15 protein-coding genes are annotated in these 16,172 nt (G+C 69.2%); 12 read left to right on the top strand and 3 right to left on the bottom strand.

Translation table 11 applies throughout. The features are described from left to right. Positions 1-28: 28 nt before the first annotated feature. The 3 genes from LWJ43_RS29650 to LWJ43_RS29660 form a co-directional block, all read right to left on the bottom strand. A complete protein-coding gene (locus LWJ43_RS29650) occupies positions 29-922 on the bottom strand; it encodes a geranyl diphosphate 2-C-methyltransferase (RefSeq protein ID WP_277335246.1) in 894 nt (297 codons plus the stop codon). Between the two features lie 16 nt (positions 923-938). Continuing rightward, the gene (locus LWJ43_RS29655; RefSeq protein WP_277335247.1) at positions 939-2,252 is read right to left on the bottom strand and encodes a family 2 encapsulin nanocompartment cargo protein terpene cyclase; all 1,314 of its coding nucleotides are present in this window, start codon (positions 2,250-2,252) and stop codon (positions 939-941) included. An 88-nt stretch (positions 2,253-2,340) separates the two neighbouring features. Further along, on the bottom strand, positions 2,341-3,753 hold the full coding sequence (locus LWJ43_RS29660; protein WP_277335248.1) for a family 2B encapsulin nanocompartment shell protein: 1,413 nt from the start codon (positions 3,751-3,753) through the stop codon (positions 2,341-2,343). Between the two features lie 1,202 nt (positions 3,754-4,955). On the opposite strand from LWJ43_RS29660, the gene ectA reads away from it, so the two are divergent. From ectA to LWJ43_RS29720, 12 genes are all read left to right on the top strand, one after another. Then, entirely contained in the window at positions 4,956-5,513 is a 558-nt protein-coding gene (ectA, locus tag LWJ43_RS29665) for a diaminobutyrate acetyltransferase (protein ID WP_277335249.1), read from the top strand. Further along, positions 5,510-6,781: a diaminobutyrate--2-oxoglutarate transaminase gene (ectB, locus tag LWJ43_RS29670; RefSeq protein WP_277335250.1), complete on the top strand. Its 1,272-nt coding sequence runs from the start codon at positions 5,510-5,512 to the stop codon at positions 6,779-6,781. The genes ectA and ectB overlap by 4 nt, the downstream gene beginning before the upstream one ends. Before the next feature lie 105 nt (positions 6,782-6,886). Next, positions 6,887-7,285 (top strand): ectoine synthase, encoded by a 399-nt coding sequence (locus LWJ43_RS29675; RefSeq protein WP_277335251.1) that lies wholly within the window; start codon positions 6,887-6,889, stop codon positions 7,283-7,285. A gap of 3 nt (positions 7,286-7,288) precedes the next feature. Next, a complete protein-coding gene (thpD, locus tag LWJ43_RS29680) occupies positions 7,289-8,182 on the top strand; it encodes an ectoine hydroxylase (RefSeq protein WP_277335252.1) in 894 nt (297 codons plus the stop codon). A 300-nt stretch (positions 8,183-8,482) separates the two neighbouring features. Beyond that, the gene (locus tag LWJ43_RS29685; RefSeq protein ID WP_277335253.1) at positions 8,483-9,223 is read left to right on the top strand and encodes a DUF1684 domain-containing protein; all 741 of its coding nucleotides are present in this window, start codon (positions 8,483-8,485) and stop codon (positions 9,221-9,223) included. A gap of 38 nt (positions 9,224-9,261) precedes the next feature. Next, on the top strand, positions 9,262-10,779 hold the full coding sequence (locus LWJ43_RS29690; protein WP_277335254.1) for an ABC transporter substrate-binding protein: 1,518 nt from the start codon (positions 9,262-9,264) through the stop codon (positions 10,777-10,779). Further along, entirely contained in the window at positions 10,779-11,744 is a 966-nt protein-coding gene (locus LWJ43_RS29695) for an ABC transporter permease (protein WP_277335255.1), read from the top strand. Before LWJ43_RS29690 ends, LWJ43_RS29695 begins: the two co-directional genes overlap by 1 nt. After that, positions 11,741-12,595: an ABC transporter permease gene (locus LWJ43_RS29700; protein WP_277335256.1), complete on the top strand. Its 855-nt coding sequence runs from the start codon at positions 11,741-11,743 to the stop codon at positions 12,593-12,595. Before LWJ43_RS29695 ends, LWJ43_RS29700 begins: the two co-directional genes overlap by 4 nt. Next, a complete protein-coding gene (locus LWJ43_RS29705; RefSeq protein ID WP_277335257.1) occupies positions 12,592-13,392 on the top strand; it encodes an ATP-binding cassette domain-containing protein in 801 nt (266 codons plus the stop codon). Before LWJ43_RS29700 ends, LWJ43_RS29705 begins: the two co-directional genes overlap by 4 nt. After that, complete coding sequence (locus tag LWJ43_RS29710) at positions 13,389-14,156, top strand: ABC transporter ATP-binding protein (protein WP_277335258.1); 768 nt, start codon at positions 13,389-13,391, stop codon at positions 14,154-14,156. The genes LWJ43_RS29705 and LWJ43_RS29710 overlap by 4 nt, the downstream gene beginning before the upstream one ends. 313 nt (positions 14,157-14,469) lie before the next feature. Continuing rightward, on the top strand, positions 14,470-15,138 hold the full coding sequence (locus LWJ43_RS29715) for a transglycosylase SLT domain-containing protein (RefSeq protein ID WP_277335259.1): 669 nt from the start codon (positions 14,470-14,472) through the stop codon (positions 15,136-15,138). Between the two features lie 203 nt (positions 15,139-15,341). Next, complete coding sequence (locus LWJ43_RS29720; protein WP_277335260.1) at positions 15,342-16,127, top strand: SDR family NAD(P)-dependent oxidoreductase; 786 nt, start codon at positions 15,342-15,344, stop codon at positions 16,125-16,127. Positions 16,128-16,172 lie beyond the last annotated feature (45 nt).

The following is a 16,172-nucleotide window of genomic DNA, read 5'->3' on the forward strand; positions in this document are numbered from 1 at the left end:
AAGGTCGGGCCCTCCCGGCGGCCTGGGATCAGACGCGGTCCGCCGCGATGAGGAGGTACTGGAAGGAACCGTCCCTGTACGAGTTGATGAACGCGTCCTCGATGCCCGTGACCAGCGAGGACGTGGCCCTCAGCTCCCAGTAGGGGAGAGTGTCGGGGGTGAGGTCGATGACGGCCTGCGGCACGAGGCGGTTGTCGGCCATGGCGCGCAGGTACTCCCGTCGCGAGTGGATGTTGCACTCGAAGTGGGCGTTGATCTGGGACACCCACTTGGAAGGCTGACCGTAGCGCGGGTTCCAGCAGCCGGTGATGGTCACGTAACGGCCGCCGACCTCCAGGACGCGGGAGTGCTCGGCGAAGAGGTCGTGCAGGTCGACGTACATGCTCGACTCGTTGTTCCACGAGGCCGCGGCCGACCCGGTCCCGAACGGCGTGGAGAGCATGTTGCAGACACGTGCGCGGACATGGTCCTGGAGGCCGAGTTCACGCGCACGGCCGTTGGCGAAGTCCGCCTGCTTGGCCGACAGCGTGACACCTTCGACCTTGCACCCGAAGCGCTGGTGGGCCATCACCATCGAGCCGCCGCGCCCACAGCCGGCGTCCACCACGGTGTCGTCGCGGCCGATGTCACCGAGGTGCCCCAGAAGGCAGTCGGCCTGAGCCGACTCCAGCCGGTGCAACTCGGCGATCAGCTTCTTCTCGCTCGCGCTGTCCTCGGTGTCACCGAGAGCGGAGTGGTCGACCGCACCGATTCCGTAGTGGTGGTGGTAGAGCCCGTCGACGTCGCCGAGGCGCAGGTTCACGGGCCTGGCCTCGCCGTCCCAGTAGCGGGCGATGTCCCCCTGGTAGGGGGACGCCGGGCGGGGGATCCGCACGGAGCCCGAGGCGGCGGTGGCGGTGGGGGCGAGTTCGGTGTGGGTCACAGATGAGTCCGTTCTTTTACCAGAAATCGGGCAGGCTGTAGCGATAGGTGTTGGACTGGTGCCAGTGGTGGTTGCCGTCGACCCACGCGGCGACGCCCCGCAGGAAGCGGTGCACGCCGGGGCTCGGGCAGGCCCCGGCCAGGGCCGCGGCCTCGCTCTCGAAGTCGTGCATGAGGTCGTTGTGGACCTCGACCGACTTCAGATAGGCGTCCCGGTCGGAGAGGCCCTCCCGTTCCGCGATCACCACGGGCAGGTTCAGGTGATGGCCGGGAGCGTCGAGTTCCTTGGTGTAGGAGTAGAGGTCGTTCACGATGGTCGTCGCGTTCCCCGCGAGCGCGATGACCTTCTGCACGCCGGCCTGGGCATGAAGGTCCGCGGGCAGTTCGTAGCCGCCGACGGTGTCCGTGATGGTCGGGCAGGGGCGGAAGTTGTTGAACTGGCGCATCGCCAGGTACTCCCACACCTCCGGGACATGGTCCAGCTGGGCCCAGGCCGCTTCGGCGAGGTACCCCATGTGCAGCCGGGCCATGTCGTGCCGGAGCCGGTCCGCCTGGGAGGCGCTGGCCGCCCGGACGAAGTACTCCATGGCGGAGCGGTAGGCGCGCCGAGGCGCGTCCGCGTGGAGCGACTTCGCCCACCCCGGCCGGTACTCCTCCGTCGTGTGGAGGGGGTCGAGAGCCGTGTGCGCGAGCAGAAGCCTTTCGCCGAGCCCGACGGGCGAGCCCCCGTGGTCCTCGCAGTAACAGTCGTCCACCGCGTTCTCCGCCACCATCAAGCGTGTGGCGAGCATGAGGTGGTCGACGGTGGGCGCGTCGGGATGGCAGCCGACCATGTACCGGCCCACGGAGAAACCGTCGAACTCCTCCTCCCAGTCGTCGGGGTACAGCGCGACCTCGTCCAGTGCCCAGGCCTTGATCCTCCGGCTGACCTCCTCGACCCGGACCGGGTCGGGCTCGGGCACGGGATGGTGGTAGAGGCCCGGGACAGGTGTGCCTTCCGCCGTGGCCACCGGTGCGGACGGCGCCGACTGCGGTTCGTCCCGCGGGGTCAGCCGCAGGCCGGCCGTGCCCAGACCACTGGGACCACGCAGGATCCGTTCCAGGCCGGCGCCCCGTGCGGACGCTTCGGTGGCCGCCGACGTGGAGAGCGGGCCAGGGGCGGCTGCGGAGGCCACGGGCGGGACGGGCGGGGAAGGTGCGCCGGGCAGGCCGCCGGTGACGCCCTTGACATCCAGCGCGCGGGCCGCCGCGGATGCGAGCAGGTGCGCCCCGAAGCGGGAAGCGGCCTCCGGCAGGCTCGACTGTGGTGGTGGCAGCTCAGGTGCGGGCATCCATGGCTCCTTGGTGGGGGTGTGCGGTGTCCCGGCGCTCTTCGGTACACCGCGGGGCTTCGGCACCGGGCCGTCCTGGCGTGTCCCGCTACCTGGGCCAGCGGGCGATCTGCACGTTCTCCATCACGCCGACCGCGTCCGGCACGAGGATGGCGGCCGAGTAGTAGGTGGTGACGAGATAGGACGTGATCGCCTTCTCGTCGAGCCCCATGAAGCGGACCGACAGACCGGGTTCGTACTCGTCCGGCAGTCCGGTCTGGTGCAGGCCGATGACGCCCTGGTTCTCCTCGCCGGTACGCATGGCGAGGATGGAGCTGGTCTTCTCCTTGGTGACGGGGATCTTGTTGCAGGGGAGGATCGGAACCCCGCGCCAGGCCGGAACCTGCTGACCGCCGAGGTCGGCGTGGTCCGGATAGATCCCCCGCGCGTTGAACTCACGTCCGATCGCCGCGATGGTCCGGGGGTGCGCGAGGAAGAACCTGGTGCCGCGGCGCCGGCAGAGCAGTTCGTCCATGTCGTCCGGGGTCGGCGGTCCGGAGTGCGTCTGGATGCGCTGCTTGAAGTCGGCGTTGTGGAGCAGACCGAACTCCCGGTTGTTGATCAGCTCGTGCTCCTGGCGCTCGCGCAGCGCCTCGACGGTGAGCCTGAGCTGTTCCCCGGTCTGGTCCATCGGCCCGTTGTAGAGGTCGGCGACCCTCGTGTGGATCCGCAGGATGGTCTGCGCGACCGAGAGTTCGTACTCCCGGGGCCTCAGCTCGTAGTCGACGAACGCGCCGGGTAGTTCCTGCTCGCCGACGTGGCCCGCCGACATCGCGATCTCCGCCTCACCGCGATGGTTCTGCCGCCGGTGGGAGAGCGATGCGAATGCCTCGAGATGGGCCCGGAGGCTCTCCGCCGTGGCGGTCACGGCCGCGAAGTCCGCGCGTGACAGGGTGAGCAGGGTGCCCGACGTCTCGGCCGTCGCGGTGTTCTCCCAGCGGGCGTCCTCGTCCAGCAGCGCGTTCTCGCCGAACCGGTCGCCGTCGGCCAGCACGTCCAGGACGACCTCGTCGCCGTACCCTCCGACGGACGTCTGGTTGACGCGCCCGTGGGCGATCAGATGGAGCTTGTCCGCGGGCGCGCCCCGCTCGACCAGTGTCTCGCCGGCCCGGAAGTCGCGTTGCACGCACCGATCGGCGACGGCGGTCAGGACGTCCACGTCGTCGAAGCCCCGCAGCAGGGCCAGTTCGCCGAGTTCACGCGGGATCACACGGACGTCCGCGCCGTCCTGGACGAACTCCACAGAGCCGTCGCCGACGGTGTAGCTCAGGCGACGGTTCACCCGGTAGGCGCCACCCTTGGTCTCCACCCAGGGGAGCATGCGCAGCAGCCAGCGGGAGGAGATCTCCTGCATCTGCGGGGCGGACTTGGCGGTGTCGGCGAGGTTACGGGCAGCCGCCGTGCCCAGGCTGGACTGCCGGGGCAGCTCCAGCCGGACTTCAGGGTTCGAGTCAACAGTCATCGGCACGCTCTCCTTGGTCAGGTCGGTGACGCACGTATGTGGACGCCATCGGGCAGAAGGAGGGAAAAGTGGTATGCGGAGGGGAATCCGTCCAGATCGAGAAGAACACTAATGACCGCTCCGCCCTCCGGGCCAAGGAAAGCCGTCGACATTAACTCGATACGATGATCACGGCCGCGCGATGTTTGTCCGGGTACCGAATGGATTCGGCCGAGGCCAGGGGCGGACGCGACCGGACGGTGCGGGGCGTCGGCCGTGCGCGACCGGCGCGGGACCGGTCCGCCGAAGGGCGGCAGAGGCGCCTGGTGCCAAGGGCCCCGCGAGGCCCTTCGGACCGGACGGGATGAGCGTCCGCCGGCACTTCCTCCGCCTGTGTGGCGACCGATCTCATGCCACGACGTCGGAATCGGGACAGGGCTCAGTGAGCGAGCGCGCGGCGGGGCGGTACTGCGGAGATCTTCGTGCCGCGTCCAGGCGCGGGTGCCGCCCCGGGCCGGCCACGAGACCTGCCCCAGCTCCAGTGAGCTTCGGGCCGCAGCACCGGACACGGGCTGTCCGGCGACCTCGCCGTTCTCGACGACCCCCGCCACCGGTGCCTCGCCGAGGCCAGTTCACTCGCCAGGAGCGCGGCGCCCACCACTCCCGCGCGGGGACCGAGTCCGGACATGACGATCGGCAGATCGCCGGTGGCGAGGGCCGGAGGTGTACGCCCGCAAACAGGGGCATCCGGCGGGGGAATTCCGCAGGCGAGCTGATGTTCGAAATCTTGATAAAACTCACCCGACTGGAGTCACCGTCGAGCCGAAAAGCGTACTGATCGCGATAAGTCGGTCGACGGGTTCAGTTCCTGTCGGAACTGTCCCGGCGGTGAAAACAACTCGCCTGGCATCCGAAGTGGCCGCAGTCGTCCTGTCAAGTGCGCCGTCACGCTCGCGCTTTCGGTCGACATTTGTGCCACAGTTCTCCTGTGGCCTGGAAAGGGCCGCTGGTCTAACATGATTCGGGACGGCGCTCCGAGGTGGTGGCGCAACACTGCTGACCAGGCGATTGTCATCACGACCGCCTTTGTTTCCGAAAAGTACTTTTGTCAATTAGTTCGCTTCGCATATATGTTGGTCCATTGCTCGATCCGAAGAGATTCACACGTTTCTCGCGGGAACATTCCCGCCCTGTGTACTGCGGTGAGACGGAGGTGTGGACCGATGGTGAGGCCGAGGGACCGAATGGCGGAGCCCACGATCGAGGACGGGGCTTCGGCGTGGCGAATCGCGCGCGATTCCCGCGTGCTCGACGTGAATTCTTCTTACAGCTATCTGCTGTGGTGTCGTGACTTCGCGGCGACCTCCGTGGTCGCCCGCGACGAAGGCGGAGAGGCCGTCGCCTTCGTGACCGGCTACCTCCGCCCCGAACTACCCGGCAGCCTCGTCATCTGGCAGATCGCCGTGGACGACCACCGGCGAGGCAGCGGCCTGGCCGGAGCGATGCTGGACCACCTCACCGCCCGTCTGCGCTCCAAGGGCGTCCTCCAGCAGATGGAGACGACGATCAGCGCCGACAACGACGCGTCACACCGGCTGTTCCACTCCTTCGCCGCACGGCACGGAGCGTCGGTGGAGCGTGAGCTGCTGTTCCCCGCAGGAATCTTCCCTGACGCACACGCGTCCGAACACCTCTATCGGATCGGACCGCTGGCCCAGTCGGCAGCCCCGTCCGCCGATACCCGGTTCCCGGACGCCCGGCGCACTAGGAGCGTGTCATGACGACGAACAACCCGCATGCCCTGAGTGTCTTCGAGAGTCTTGAGTCGGAGGTGCGGAGCTACTGCCGTGGCTGGCCGACGGTCTTCGACCGTGCGCAGGGTGCACGGCTCACGGACGAGGACGGCCATTCGTACCTGGACTTCTTCGCCGGTGCCGGTTCGCTGAACTACGGCCACAACAACCCGGTGCTGAAACGCGCGTTGATCGACTACATCGAGCGTGACGGCATCACCCACGGCCTGGACATGGCCACGACCGCCAAGCGGGCCTTCTTGGAGACGTTCGAGAACGTCATCCTGCGTCCGCGTGACCTGCCGTACAAGGTGATGTTCCCGGGCCCGACGGGTACGAACGCGGTGGAGTCGGCGCTGAAGCTGGCGCGCAAGGTCAAGGGCCGTGAGTCGGTGGTCTCCTTCACCAACGCGTTCCACGGGATGTCGCTGGGTTCGCTCGCGGTGACCGGTAACGCGTTCAAGCGGGCCGGTGCCGGTATCCCGCTGGTGCACGGCACGCCGATGCCGTTCGACAACTACTTCGAGGGCAAGGTCCCCGACTTCCTGTGGTTCGAGCGGCTGCTGGAGGACCAGGGGTCGGGGCTGAACAAGCCGGCCGCGGTGATCGTGGAGACGGTGCAGGGTGAGGGCGGCATCAACGTCGCCCGCGCCGAGTGGCTGCGTGCGCTGCAGGAGCTGTGCCACCGCCAGGACATGCTGCTGATCGTCGACGACATCCAGATGGGCTGTGGCCGGACCGGCGGGTTCTTCTCGTTCGAGGAGGCCGGCATCGTCCCGGACATCGTGACCCTGTCGAAGTCGATCAGTGGGTACGGTCTGCCGATGTCGCTGTGCCTGTTCAAGGGTGAGCTGGACGTGTGGGAGCCCGGGGAGCACAACGGCACCTTCCGCGGCAACAACCCGGCCTTCGTCACCGCCGCCGCCACGCTGGACGCCTACTGGGCCGACGGCCAGATGGAGAAGCAGACCCTGGCCCGCGGCGAACAGGTCGAACAGACACTGCTGGCCATCGGGGAAGCACACCCGGAGGCCGAGGCGCAGGTCCGCGGCCGCGGCCTGGTCTGGGGGATGAAGTTCTCCGACCCCGGTCGTGCCACCGCGGTCTGCAGGCGTGCGTTCGAGCTGGGGCTGCTGGTCGAGACCTCCGGACCGGAGAGCGAGGTGGTGAAGGTGCTTCCGCCCCTCACCGTCTCCACGGGCGAGCTCGAAGAAGGCCTCCAGATCGTCGCCAAGGCCGTGCGGGACACCGCCTGAACACGGGCCGCCGCGGTCGGGAGCGCTGCCCGGTATCCCCCGGGGCACCGTTCACGCCCCCTCGCCAATCCGCCATGAGGTACGTCAGAAAGGCACCGTAGCGCCGTGATCGTCCGATCCTTCGATGACATCGAGAACACCGACCGGCACATCAGGTCCGCTTCAGGTACCTGGGAGAGCAAGCGCATCGTGCTCGCCAAGGAGAAGGTGGGCTTCTCGCTCCACGAGACCGTGCTGTACGCGGGCACGGAGACGTCGATGTGGTACGCCAACCACATCGAGGCCGTTCTGTGCACCGAGGGCGAGGCCGAGCTCACCAACGACGAGACCGGCGAGACCCACTGGATCAGGCCGGGCACGATGTACCTGCTGAACGGGCACGAGCACCACACGCTGCGCCCGAAGACCGACTTCCGCTGCGTGTGCGTGTTCAATCCTCCCGTCACCGGACGGGAGGACCACGACGAGAACGGTGTATACCCACTGCTGACAGAGGAGGGCTGAACCATGACCACCGATGTACGCGCCGACCTGTACCCCTCGCGCGGCGCCGCCGAGATGACCACTCCCCGCCAGGACCCGGTCATCTGGTCCGCGCCGGGCACACCGGGCCCCTTCAGCTCGGAGGGCCTCCGGTCCTTCGACCATGAGGGCTTCCTCGCCATCGACCAGTTGATCACCCCGGGCGAGGTGGCCGTCTACCGGGCGGAGCTGGACCGGCTGATCGCCGATCCCGCCGTCCGCGCGGACGAGCGCTCGATCATCGAGCCGAAGTCGCAGAGCGTGCGCTCGGTCTTCGAGGTCCACAAGCTCAGCGAGGTCTTCGCGAAGCTGGTGCGGGACGAGCGTGTGGTGGGCCGCGCCCGCCAGATCCTCGGCTCCGACGTGTACGTCCACCAGTCCCGGATCAACGTCAAGCCCGGCTTCGGAGCCTCCGGCTTCTACTGGCACTCCGACTTCGAGACCTGGCACGCCGAGGACGGCCTGCCGAACATGCGCGCCGTGTCCGTCTCGATCGCCCTGACCGAGAACTTCGACACCAACGGCGGGCTCATGATCATGCCCGGCTCCCACAAGTCGTTCGTCGGCTGCGCGGGCGAGACGCCCAAGGACAACTACAAGAGGTCCTTGCAGATGCAGGACGCCGGCATCCCCTCCGACGAGGTGCTGACCAAGCTCGCCGACCGGCACGGCATCAAGCTCTTCACCGGCAAGGCCGGCTCGGCGACCTGGTTCGACTGCAACGCCATGCACGGCTCCGGGGACAACATCACCCCCTACGCCCGGTCGAACGTCTTCATCGTCTTCAACAGCGTCGACAACACGGCGGAAGAACCCTTCGCGGCCCCCATCCGCCGGCCCGACTTCATCGGCGCCCGCGACTTCACCCCGGTCAGGTAGGCCTGCCGACGACAGGGGCCCGGGGCCTCGGCGCTCCGGCGTGCGACGTACCTCTCCACGGGAGCACCCACCCCTCGCACCGGCGACGGGTGGGTGCTCCCGTCCGGTGCGCGAATGCCCGCGGTGGCGGCACCGCCAGCTCTCCGCCGGAGCCACACCCCATCCCTTTCGAGAGACGCGTCTCACAATATGGCGCAAGAGTTTGACATTAGATGTGCTTATGGTCAATAAAGGTGATGCTTTGGCCACTTATTCACGTCCTGTGCAGACAGGCTGTGAGGGCCGCCCTCGCCTAGATGAATGAGTACTGCCGTGTCCCACTCGTCCCCCGACCGCTCATCCGTCGCCCCGGCGGAGGAGTGGGATGCCTGGCGTGCCGAGCGTCACCGTGCGCTCACCTCTCCGACCGGCAATCTCGCCCTGGTCGAAACCCGCTGGGCGCCGGCGGGCGAGGTGCCGGACGCCGAGCAGGCCAGTGAGGGCCTGCCGGACACCGTGACCGTCACCACGCTCCGGCGCACCGACATGGTCACCGGCGAACCCGAGCACGGCCTGCGCTTCTGGGACGCCGACGCGCCCGCCATCCGCGCCTTCGACCGGGTCGACGCCTTCGCGTACGACCCGGCCTGGGTCCTGGAGGCCTCCTACACGCCCGTCCCCGGCGCCCGGCGCATCGCCTTCGAGCACATCCGGGACAACGGCGGCAGCCGTGACCTCGTCGTCCCGGGTGACATCACGCTCACCGTCGACGGACGCGCCTACACGCTCAGCGCCTTCGACGACGACGGGACCCTCCTGCTCGTCTTCGGGGACCCGACCAACGGCGACACCACCTACGGGGCCGGCCGCTTCCTCTTCGTGCGGCGCACGGACGACGAGAGCCGTGTCGTCCTCGACTTCAACCAGGCCTTCGTGCCGCCCTGCGGATTCTCCGATCAGTACAACTGTCCGATGCCGCCGCGGCAGAACCGCTTCCACCTGCCCGTCGAGGCGGGCGAGAAGCTCCCCGTCCTCCGCGACGGCTCCGACGCCCAGCACTGATCACCCCGCAGCTCCCCGCACCGAAAGAGCCCTGACCCATGAGCACCAAGAAGAACGTCCTGTACGGCACCGCCACCGTCGCCGCTCTCGCCCTGGCCCTGACCGCATGCGGCGGCTCCGGCGGCACCAGCGCCTCGGGCGGCACCTGGGACAAGGACGCGGTCGTCAACATAGGCTCCCTCTACGAGCCGCAGAACCTCGACAACACCGCGGGCGGCGGCCAGGGCGTCACCGAGGCCCTCAACGGCAACGTCTACGAGGGCCTGTTCAGACTCACCGACGACGGCGAGGTCGAGAAGCTCCTCGCCCAGGACTACGAGACCAGCGCCGACGGCCTCACCTACACCTTCACCCTGCGCGACGGCGTGAAGTTCCACAGTGGCAAGGAACTCACCAGCGAGGACGTCAAGTACAGCCTGGAGAAGGTCCTCGCCGACGACTCCCAGTCGGCCCGCAAGAGCAACCTCGAGGTCGTCAAGGACATAGCCACCCCCGACAAGCGGACCGTGAAGATCACGCTGTCCAAGAAGTCGATCTCCTTCGTCTACAACCTCTCCTACGTCTGGATCATCAACTCCCAGGCGAAGGACCTGAAGACGACCGAGGACGGTACCGGCCCGTACGCCCTGAACAAGTGGACCCGCGGATCCGCGCTGAGCCTGAACCGTTTCGCGGGCTACTGGGGGGACGCCGCCGCCAACAAGCAGGTCGTCTTCCACTACTACAAGGACGCCTCGGCGCTCAACAACGCCCTGCTGACCAACGCCGTGGACGTCGTCACCAGCGAGCAGTCGCCCGACGCGCTGGAGCAGTTCAAGAGCAACGGCACCTACAAGGTCAACGACGGCGACTCCACCACCAAGCTGCTGCTGGCGTTCAACGACAAGGCCAAGCCCTTCACGGACGTCAAGGTGCGCCAGGCCGTGTCCGCCGCCATCGACGACAAGAAGCTCCTGGAGTCCGTCTGGGGCGGTTACGGCAAGCAGATCGGCTCGATGGTCCCGCCCACCGACCCCTGGTACGAGGACCTGACCGACGTCAACGCCCACGACGTGACGAAGGCCAAGAAGCTGCTGTCCGAGGCCGGTTACGCCAAGGGCTTCAGCTTCACGCTCGACACCCCCAACTACGACCCGCACCCCACGGCCGCGACCTTCATCAAGTCCCAGCTCGCCAAGGTCGGCATCACCGTCAAGATCAACACGATCACCCCTGACGAGTGGTACACGAAGGTCTACAAGAACCACGACTTCTCGGCCACGCTCCAGGAGCACGTCAACGACCGCGACCTGGTCTGGTACGGCAACCCCGACTTCTACTGGGGCTACGACAACCCGCAGGTCACCCAGTGGGTCGAGCAGGCGGAGGAAGCCTCCAGCACCGCCGACCAGACCGAGCTGCTGAAGAAGGTCAACCGGCAGACCGCCGAGGACGCGGCCAGCGACTGGCTGTACCTCTACCCGCAGATCGTCGTCGCGAACAACAAGCTCTCCGGCTACCCCCTCAACGGGCTGAACTCCCAGTTCTTCGCCTACGACATCAAGAAGAAGGGCTGATGGCGCGCTATCTGGTGCGCCGGCTGGCCTTCCTCGCCGTGTCGCTGGCGCTGGCGAGCGTGGTGCTGTTCGTGCTGCTTCGCATGCTGCCGGGCGACCCGGCCAACGCGCTCACCTCGGTCGGTGCCGGCCCCGAGCAGATAGCCGCGGCCCGCCGCGCCATCGGCTCCGACCGCCCGCTGCCCGAACAGTTCACCCACTGGATCGGGCAGCTGGCGAGCGGCGACCTCGGGACCTCGTTCGTCAGCTCACTGCCCGTGGGCCCCGAGGTCGCCGCCCGGCTGGACGTCACCGTGCCGCTCACGCTGGCGGCGTTCGTCCTGGCCGTCCTGGTCGCCGTCCCCGCCGGGTTCACGGCCGCGTACAAGCGGCACACCTGGTACGGCGCGCTGCTCAGCGGGGTCTCCCAACTGGGCATCGCGATACCCGTGTTCTGGCTCGGCATGATCCTCATCGCGGTGTTCGCGCTCAACGCCGGCTGGCTGCCCTCCGGAGGTTTTCCGCAGGACGGCTGGGCCGAACCGGCCGAGGCGATCCGCTCCCTCGTGCTGCCGGTCGTGACCATCGCGCTCGTGATGAGCGCGTCCCTGATCCGCTACGTCCGCTCCGCCACCCTCGACGTCCTCGGCAGCGACTACCTGCGGACCGCACGCGCCCTCGGCTCCTCCTTCGGCGGCGCCATGCGCCGGCACGGTCTGCGCAACGCCTCCGTGCCGGTGATCTCCGTCCTCGGCATCGAACTCGCCTCGACACTGCTCGGGGCCGTCGTCGTCGAGTCGGTGTACGCGCTGCCGGGCCTCGGCTCGATGCTCGCCACCGGCATCGCGCAGCACGACTACCCGGTCATCCAGGGCGTGCTGTTCGTGTCCACCCTCGCGGTCCTGGTGATCGGCTTCGTCGCCGACCTGGCCCAGCGGATCATCGACCCGCGACTGCGCGGCCGGCTCTCGGGAGGTTCCCGATGACCGGGACGGACCTGCTCGCCCCGACGAAGCGGCGCTCCCGGCGCTCCGTCACCCTCGTGGTCGGCTGCGTACTCGCCGGGCTGATCGCGCTCCTGGCCCTGGTGTCGCTGCTCTGGCTGCCCTACGACGCCGAGGACACCTCCGGCGGACGGCTCGCCGGACCCGGCGACGGTCATCTCCTCGGCACCGACAAGCTCGGGCGTGACCTGTTCACCCAGGTGATGACCGGCTCCCGCATCGCCGTCGAGGCGGGACTCGGGTCGGTCCTCATCGCCGCCGTCATCGGGATCACCCTGGGCGTGCTCGCCGCGTACGCCCAGGGCTGGATCGACGACACGCTCTCGGCGTTCCTCGACATCCTGATCGCCTTCCCGACCCTGCTGCTCGCGATGCTCATCGTCGCCGCCCGCTCGGCGACACTCGGCTCGGCGGTCCTGGCGATCGGCCTGGCGCAGAGCGCGGTCGTGGCGCGCCTGGTGCGCATCCTGGTCAAGCGGGTGCTGGCACAGGACTACATCACCGCCGCCCGTACCTCCGGCACCTCCTGGCCGCGTACGGTCCTCTCCCACGTGCTGCCCAACATCTGGCCGACGCTCGTGGTGAACCTCGCCCTGCAGTTCGGCCTCGCCGTGCTCGCCGAGGCCGGGCTGTCCTACCTCGGCCTCGGAGCACCGCCGCCCAACGCCTCCTGGGGCCGCATGCTCCAGGAGGCCCAGGCCACCTTCACCACGGCTCCGGCCGGTGCGCTCGCACCCGGCATCCTGCTCGTACTGCTCGTCATCGGCGTGAACCTCATCGCCGACGGCCTGCGTGACACCCTCGACCCGGCCACCCGGCGGAGGCGCGCGTGACTCTCCTCGACGTACGCGGACTGACCGTACGGACCGACGACGGACGGACCCTGGTCGACGGCCTGTCGTTCACGGTCGCGGGAGGTGAACGGCTCGGCCTCATCGGCGAGTCCGGCTCCGGCAAGTCCCTCACCACCCTCGCGGTGCTCGGGCTGCTGCCCGACGGCATGACCTCGACCGGCAGTGTGGAGCTCGCCGGGACCCAGACCGTCGGTGCCTCGGAGAAGAGCCTCACCGCCGTCCGCGGACACGACGCCGCAGTCGTGTTCCAGGAGCCGCTGACCGCGCTGGACCCGCTGATGCGCCTCGGCAGGCAGATCGCCGAGCCCCTCGCCCGGCGCACCGGCCTCAAGGGCAAGGACCTGCGCGCGGCTGTGCACGACGCCCTCGAACAGGTACGGCTCCCCGAACCCGGCCGCATCGCCCGGGCCTTCGCCCACGAGATCTCCGGCGGACAACGCCAGCGGGTCGCGCTGGCGATGGCCCTGGCCTGCGAACCGAAGCTGCTCGTCGCCGACGAGCCCACCACGGCACTGGACGTGTCGGTGCAGGCCGAGATGCTGGAGCTGATCGACGGCCTCGTCCGGGAGCGGGAGATGGCCGTGCTGTTCGTCAGCCACGACCTGGCCGTCGTGTCCCGGGTCACCGACCGGGTGCTGGTCATGAAGGACGGACGTGCCGTCGAGCAGGGCGCGGTCCACGACATCGTGCGCGCACCGCGCGAGGAGTACACCCGGACCCTGGTCGCCAGCGCCCGGAAACTGGAGTCCGCCCTGGACCTGAGGAGCGCGCCATGACGCCCGTGCTGGAGTTGAAGGACGCCGCCGTGCGCTACCGGGGGACCGCCGCCGACGTGGTCTCGGACGTGTCCCTCGCCGTCGAGGCCGGCGAGAGCCTCGCGCTGGTCGGCGAGTCCGGCGCGGGCAAGACGACACTGCTGCGGCTGCTGCTGGGCCTCGCCCGCCCCACGGCCGGTGCCGTCCGCTTCGACGGGGCCGCCCTGAACCCGCGCGACCGCGAGCAGATGCGCCGCTTCCGGCGCGGCGTCCAGTGCGTCTTCCAGGACCCCTACTCCTCGCTCGACCCCAGCCGCCGGGTCGGCGCGATCGTCGCGGAGCCCCTGCGCTCCCTCGGCCTCGACACCCGCTCCACGGCTGCGCCCAAGGTGGCCGCCGCGCTGGAACGCGTCGGTCTCCAGGCGGACGCCGTCGACCGCTACCCGCACGAGTTCTCCGGCGGACAGCGCCAGCGCATCGCCATCGCCCGCGCCACGGTCTGCGATCCACGCGTCCTCCTGGCCGACGAACCGGTCAGCGCACTGGACGTCACCACGCGGGTGAAGGTCGTCGACCTGCTGGCCGAACTGAAGCAGGAACGGGGACTGACGCTGGTCATGGTCTCCCACGACCTGTCGGTCGTGGCCTCGTTGTGCGAGCGCACCGCCGTGCTGGAACGCGGCCGGGTGGTCGAGCAGGGAGCCACCTCCCAGGTGCTCGGCGAACCCGAGCACCCCTACACCCGGCGCCTGATCGAGAGCGTGCCCAGGCTGCCCACCTCGTGACAGGCCGACGGGGGACCGACCGCCCCCTGATCGCGTGAACACAGCCGGAGTCGGAGGCGCGGCGCGACCGGAACCTCGCTGCGACGCCTCGCCGACGCACCGGGCGAAAATTGTGAGCCCACCCATAGGTCGCAGGTCACATACGAGGCGCGTTAGTAGGCCGATGGGCCGGGCGCGGCGGCATCGGGGCGCCTCGAGCGGCCGCTTCGTCCCGTTCTACGGACGAGCGTAGTAATGCCGGTCGTTGCCCCCGACCCGGTGTGCCGCTAACCATGGATCGAGCCCACGGGAGCTGACGCTCCGGGCCGGCCGGATGCGCCGTGTGTTCCGTTCGTACGGACTCCCGCGCACGTCCGCCCCGCAGCTCCGTGGCATCCCTGACCCCGACGCAAGGAGAGCTTCCATCCGTACGTCCACCCGGTCCCTGACCCCCGCCGCCCGCACCGCCCGGATCCGCAGGATCTCCGTTTCCGGACTGTGTGCCGCCGGGGCCGCAGCAGCGGCCCTGACTCTTGCCCCGTCCCCCGCGCAGGCCGCCGAGCCGGCCTCGCACGGTGTGGCCACGTCCGCCGCCGCTGTCTCGGCGACCGGGATCTCCGCGCAGGCGCACGCCATGGCGGAGAACGCGCACAAGGCGAGCAAGGTGAGCAAGGCCACCGACTCGGACGACCTGGACCGCTGGATCCGTAAGGCCCTCAAGATCATGAAGACCGAGGGGATCCCCGGCACCTACGAAGGGCTGCACCGCAACATCATGCGCGAGTCCGGCGGCGACCCCCACGCGGCGAACGGCTGGGACGTCAACGCGCAGAACGGCACGCCCTCCAAGGGTCTGCTGCAGGTGATCCAGCCGACCTTCGAGGCGTACCACGTGGACGGTACCGCCAAGAGCCTCACCGACCCGGTCGCCAACATCACCGCGGCCGCCAACTACGCCGCCGACAGGTACGGCTCCATCGACAACGTTGACTCCGCCTACTGAGCACCGGCAGCACACGGCACGGCCGCACCCCTGGCGAGGGGTGCGGCCGTGCCGTTTCGCGCGCGGCGGCCCGGTCCGGCTCTCCTTGGCGCCCCGGGCCCCCTTGGCGGGCGTCAATAATTCATATTTAATAACCCCGTCGGGTGTCCCCAGGTACCCGAAGACCGTCCGCATGCCGTCAGGCCGCAGCACCGGAGCCGCCCATGCAGCCCACAGGTCCGCAGACGTCCGGCGGCGCCGGCCGCTTCGGCGGTCGCGCCGTCGTGGTCACGGGAGCGGCAGGGGGCATCGGCGCGGCCATCGCCCGGCGCCTCGCGGACGAGGGGGCCCGTGTCCTGGTCGCCGACATCGACTCGGCGGAGGGCGGGCGCACCGCCCGGGCGATCCGGGACTCCGGGGGCGAGGCACTCTTCCATCGCACCGATGTCGCCGACGAGGAGTCCTGGGCCTCGGCGATGGACGCCGTGCACGGAGCGTTCGGGCCCGTCACCGCGCTGGTCTCCAACGCCTACGCCGTACGCGTCGCTCCCGCCCACGACACCACGCTCGCCCAGTGGAACCAGCAGCTGGACGTCACCCTCACCGGAGCGTTCCTCGGCTTCCGTGCCTGCCTGGACGACCTTCGCGAGACCCGCGGCAGTGCCGTCCTCATCTCCTCGGTCCACGCCCTCGTCGGGCTGCCCGGCCGCCCCGCCTATGCCTCGGCGAAGGCCGGACTGACCGGACTGGCCCGGCAACTCGCCGTCGAGTACGGGCCCGACGTACGCGTCAACGCCCTGCTGCCCGGGCCCGTGCTCACCCGCGCGTGGGACGGGATCGGGGAGGCGGACCGGCGCAGCAGCGCCGAGCAGACCGTGGCCGGGCGGCTCGGACGGCCCGAGGAGGTCGCCGGCGCGACCGCCTTCCTCCTGAGTGAGGACGCCTCCTTCGTCACGGGCGCCTCACTGGTCGTCGACGGAGGGTGGAGCGCCTACAAGACCTCCTCCTGACCCGCGCCCTCCACCGAGCCTTCCCGTGCCCGGCGAGCGGCCGGT

This window comes from Streptomyces sp. JH34 (assembly GCF_029428875.1).
In the GTDB taxonomy this organism is placed as follows: Bacteria; Actinomycetota; Actinomycetes; order Streptomycetales; family Streptomycetaceae; genus Streptomyces.

Excerpts from the sequence above, each read along its gene's own strand:
- ectA (WP_277335249.1), top strand. The coding sequence starts at position 4,956 with ATGGTGAGGCCGAGGGACCGAATGGCGGAGCCCACGATCGAGGACGGG.
- LWJ43_RS29690 (WP_277335254.1), top strand. The coding sequence starts at position 9,262 with ATGAGCACCAAGAAGAACGTCCTGTACGGCACCGCCACCGTCGCCGCT.
- LWJ43_RS29655 (WP_277335247.1), bottom strand. The coding sequence starts at position 2,252 with ATGCCCGCACCTGAGCTGCCACCACCACAGTCGAGCCTGCCGGAGGCC.
- thpD (WP_277335252.1), top strand. The coding sequence starts at position 7,289 with ATGACCACCGATGTACGCGCCGACCTGTACCCCTCGCGCGGCGCCGCC.
- LWJ43_RS29685 (WP_277335253.1), top strand. The coding sequence starts at position 8,483 with ATGAGTACTGCCGTGTCCCACTCGTCCCCCGACCGCTCATCCGTCGCC.
- LWJ43_RS29720 (WP_277335260.1), top strand. The coding sequence starts at position 15,342 with ATGCAGCCCACAGGTCCGCAGACGTCCGGCGGCGCCGGCCGCTTCGGC.
- LWJ43_RS29715 (WP_277335259.1), top strand. The coding sequence starts at position 14,470 with ATGCGCCGTGTGTTCCGTTCGTACGGACTCCCGCGCACGTCCGCCCCG.
- ectB (WP_277335250.1), top strand. The coding sequence starts at position 5,510 with ATGACGACGAACAACCCGCATGCCCTGAGTGTCTTCGAGAGTCTTGAG.
- LWJ43_RS29710 (WP_277335258.1), top strand. The coding sequence starts at position 13,389 with ATGACGCCCGTGCTGGAGTTGAAGGACGCCGCCGTGCGCTACCGGGGG.
- LWJ43_RS29700 (WP_277335256.1), top strand. The coding sequence starts at position 11,741 with ATGACCGGGACGGACCTGCTCGCCCCGACGAAGCGGCGCTCCCGGCGC.
- LWJ43_RS29660 (WP_277335248.1), bottom strand. The coding sequence starts at position 3,753 with ATGACTGTTGACTCGAACCCTGAAGTCCGGCTGGAGCTGCCCCGGCAG.
- LWJ43_RS29695 (WP_277335255.1), top strand. The coding sequence starts at position 10,779 with ATGGCGCGCTATCTGGTGCGCCGGCTGGCCTTCCTCGCCGTGTCGCTG.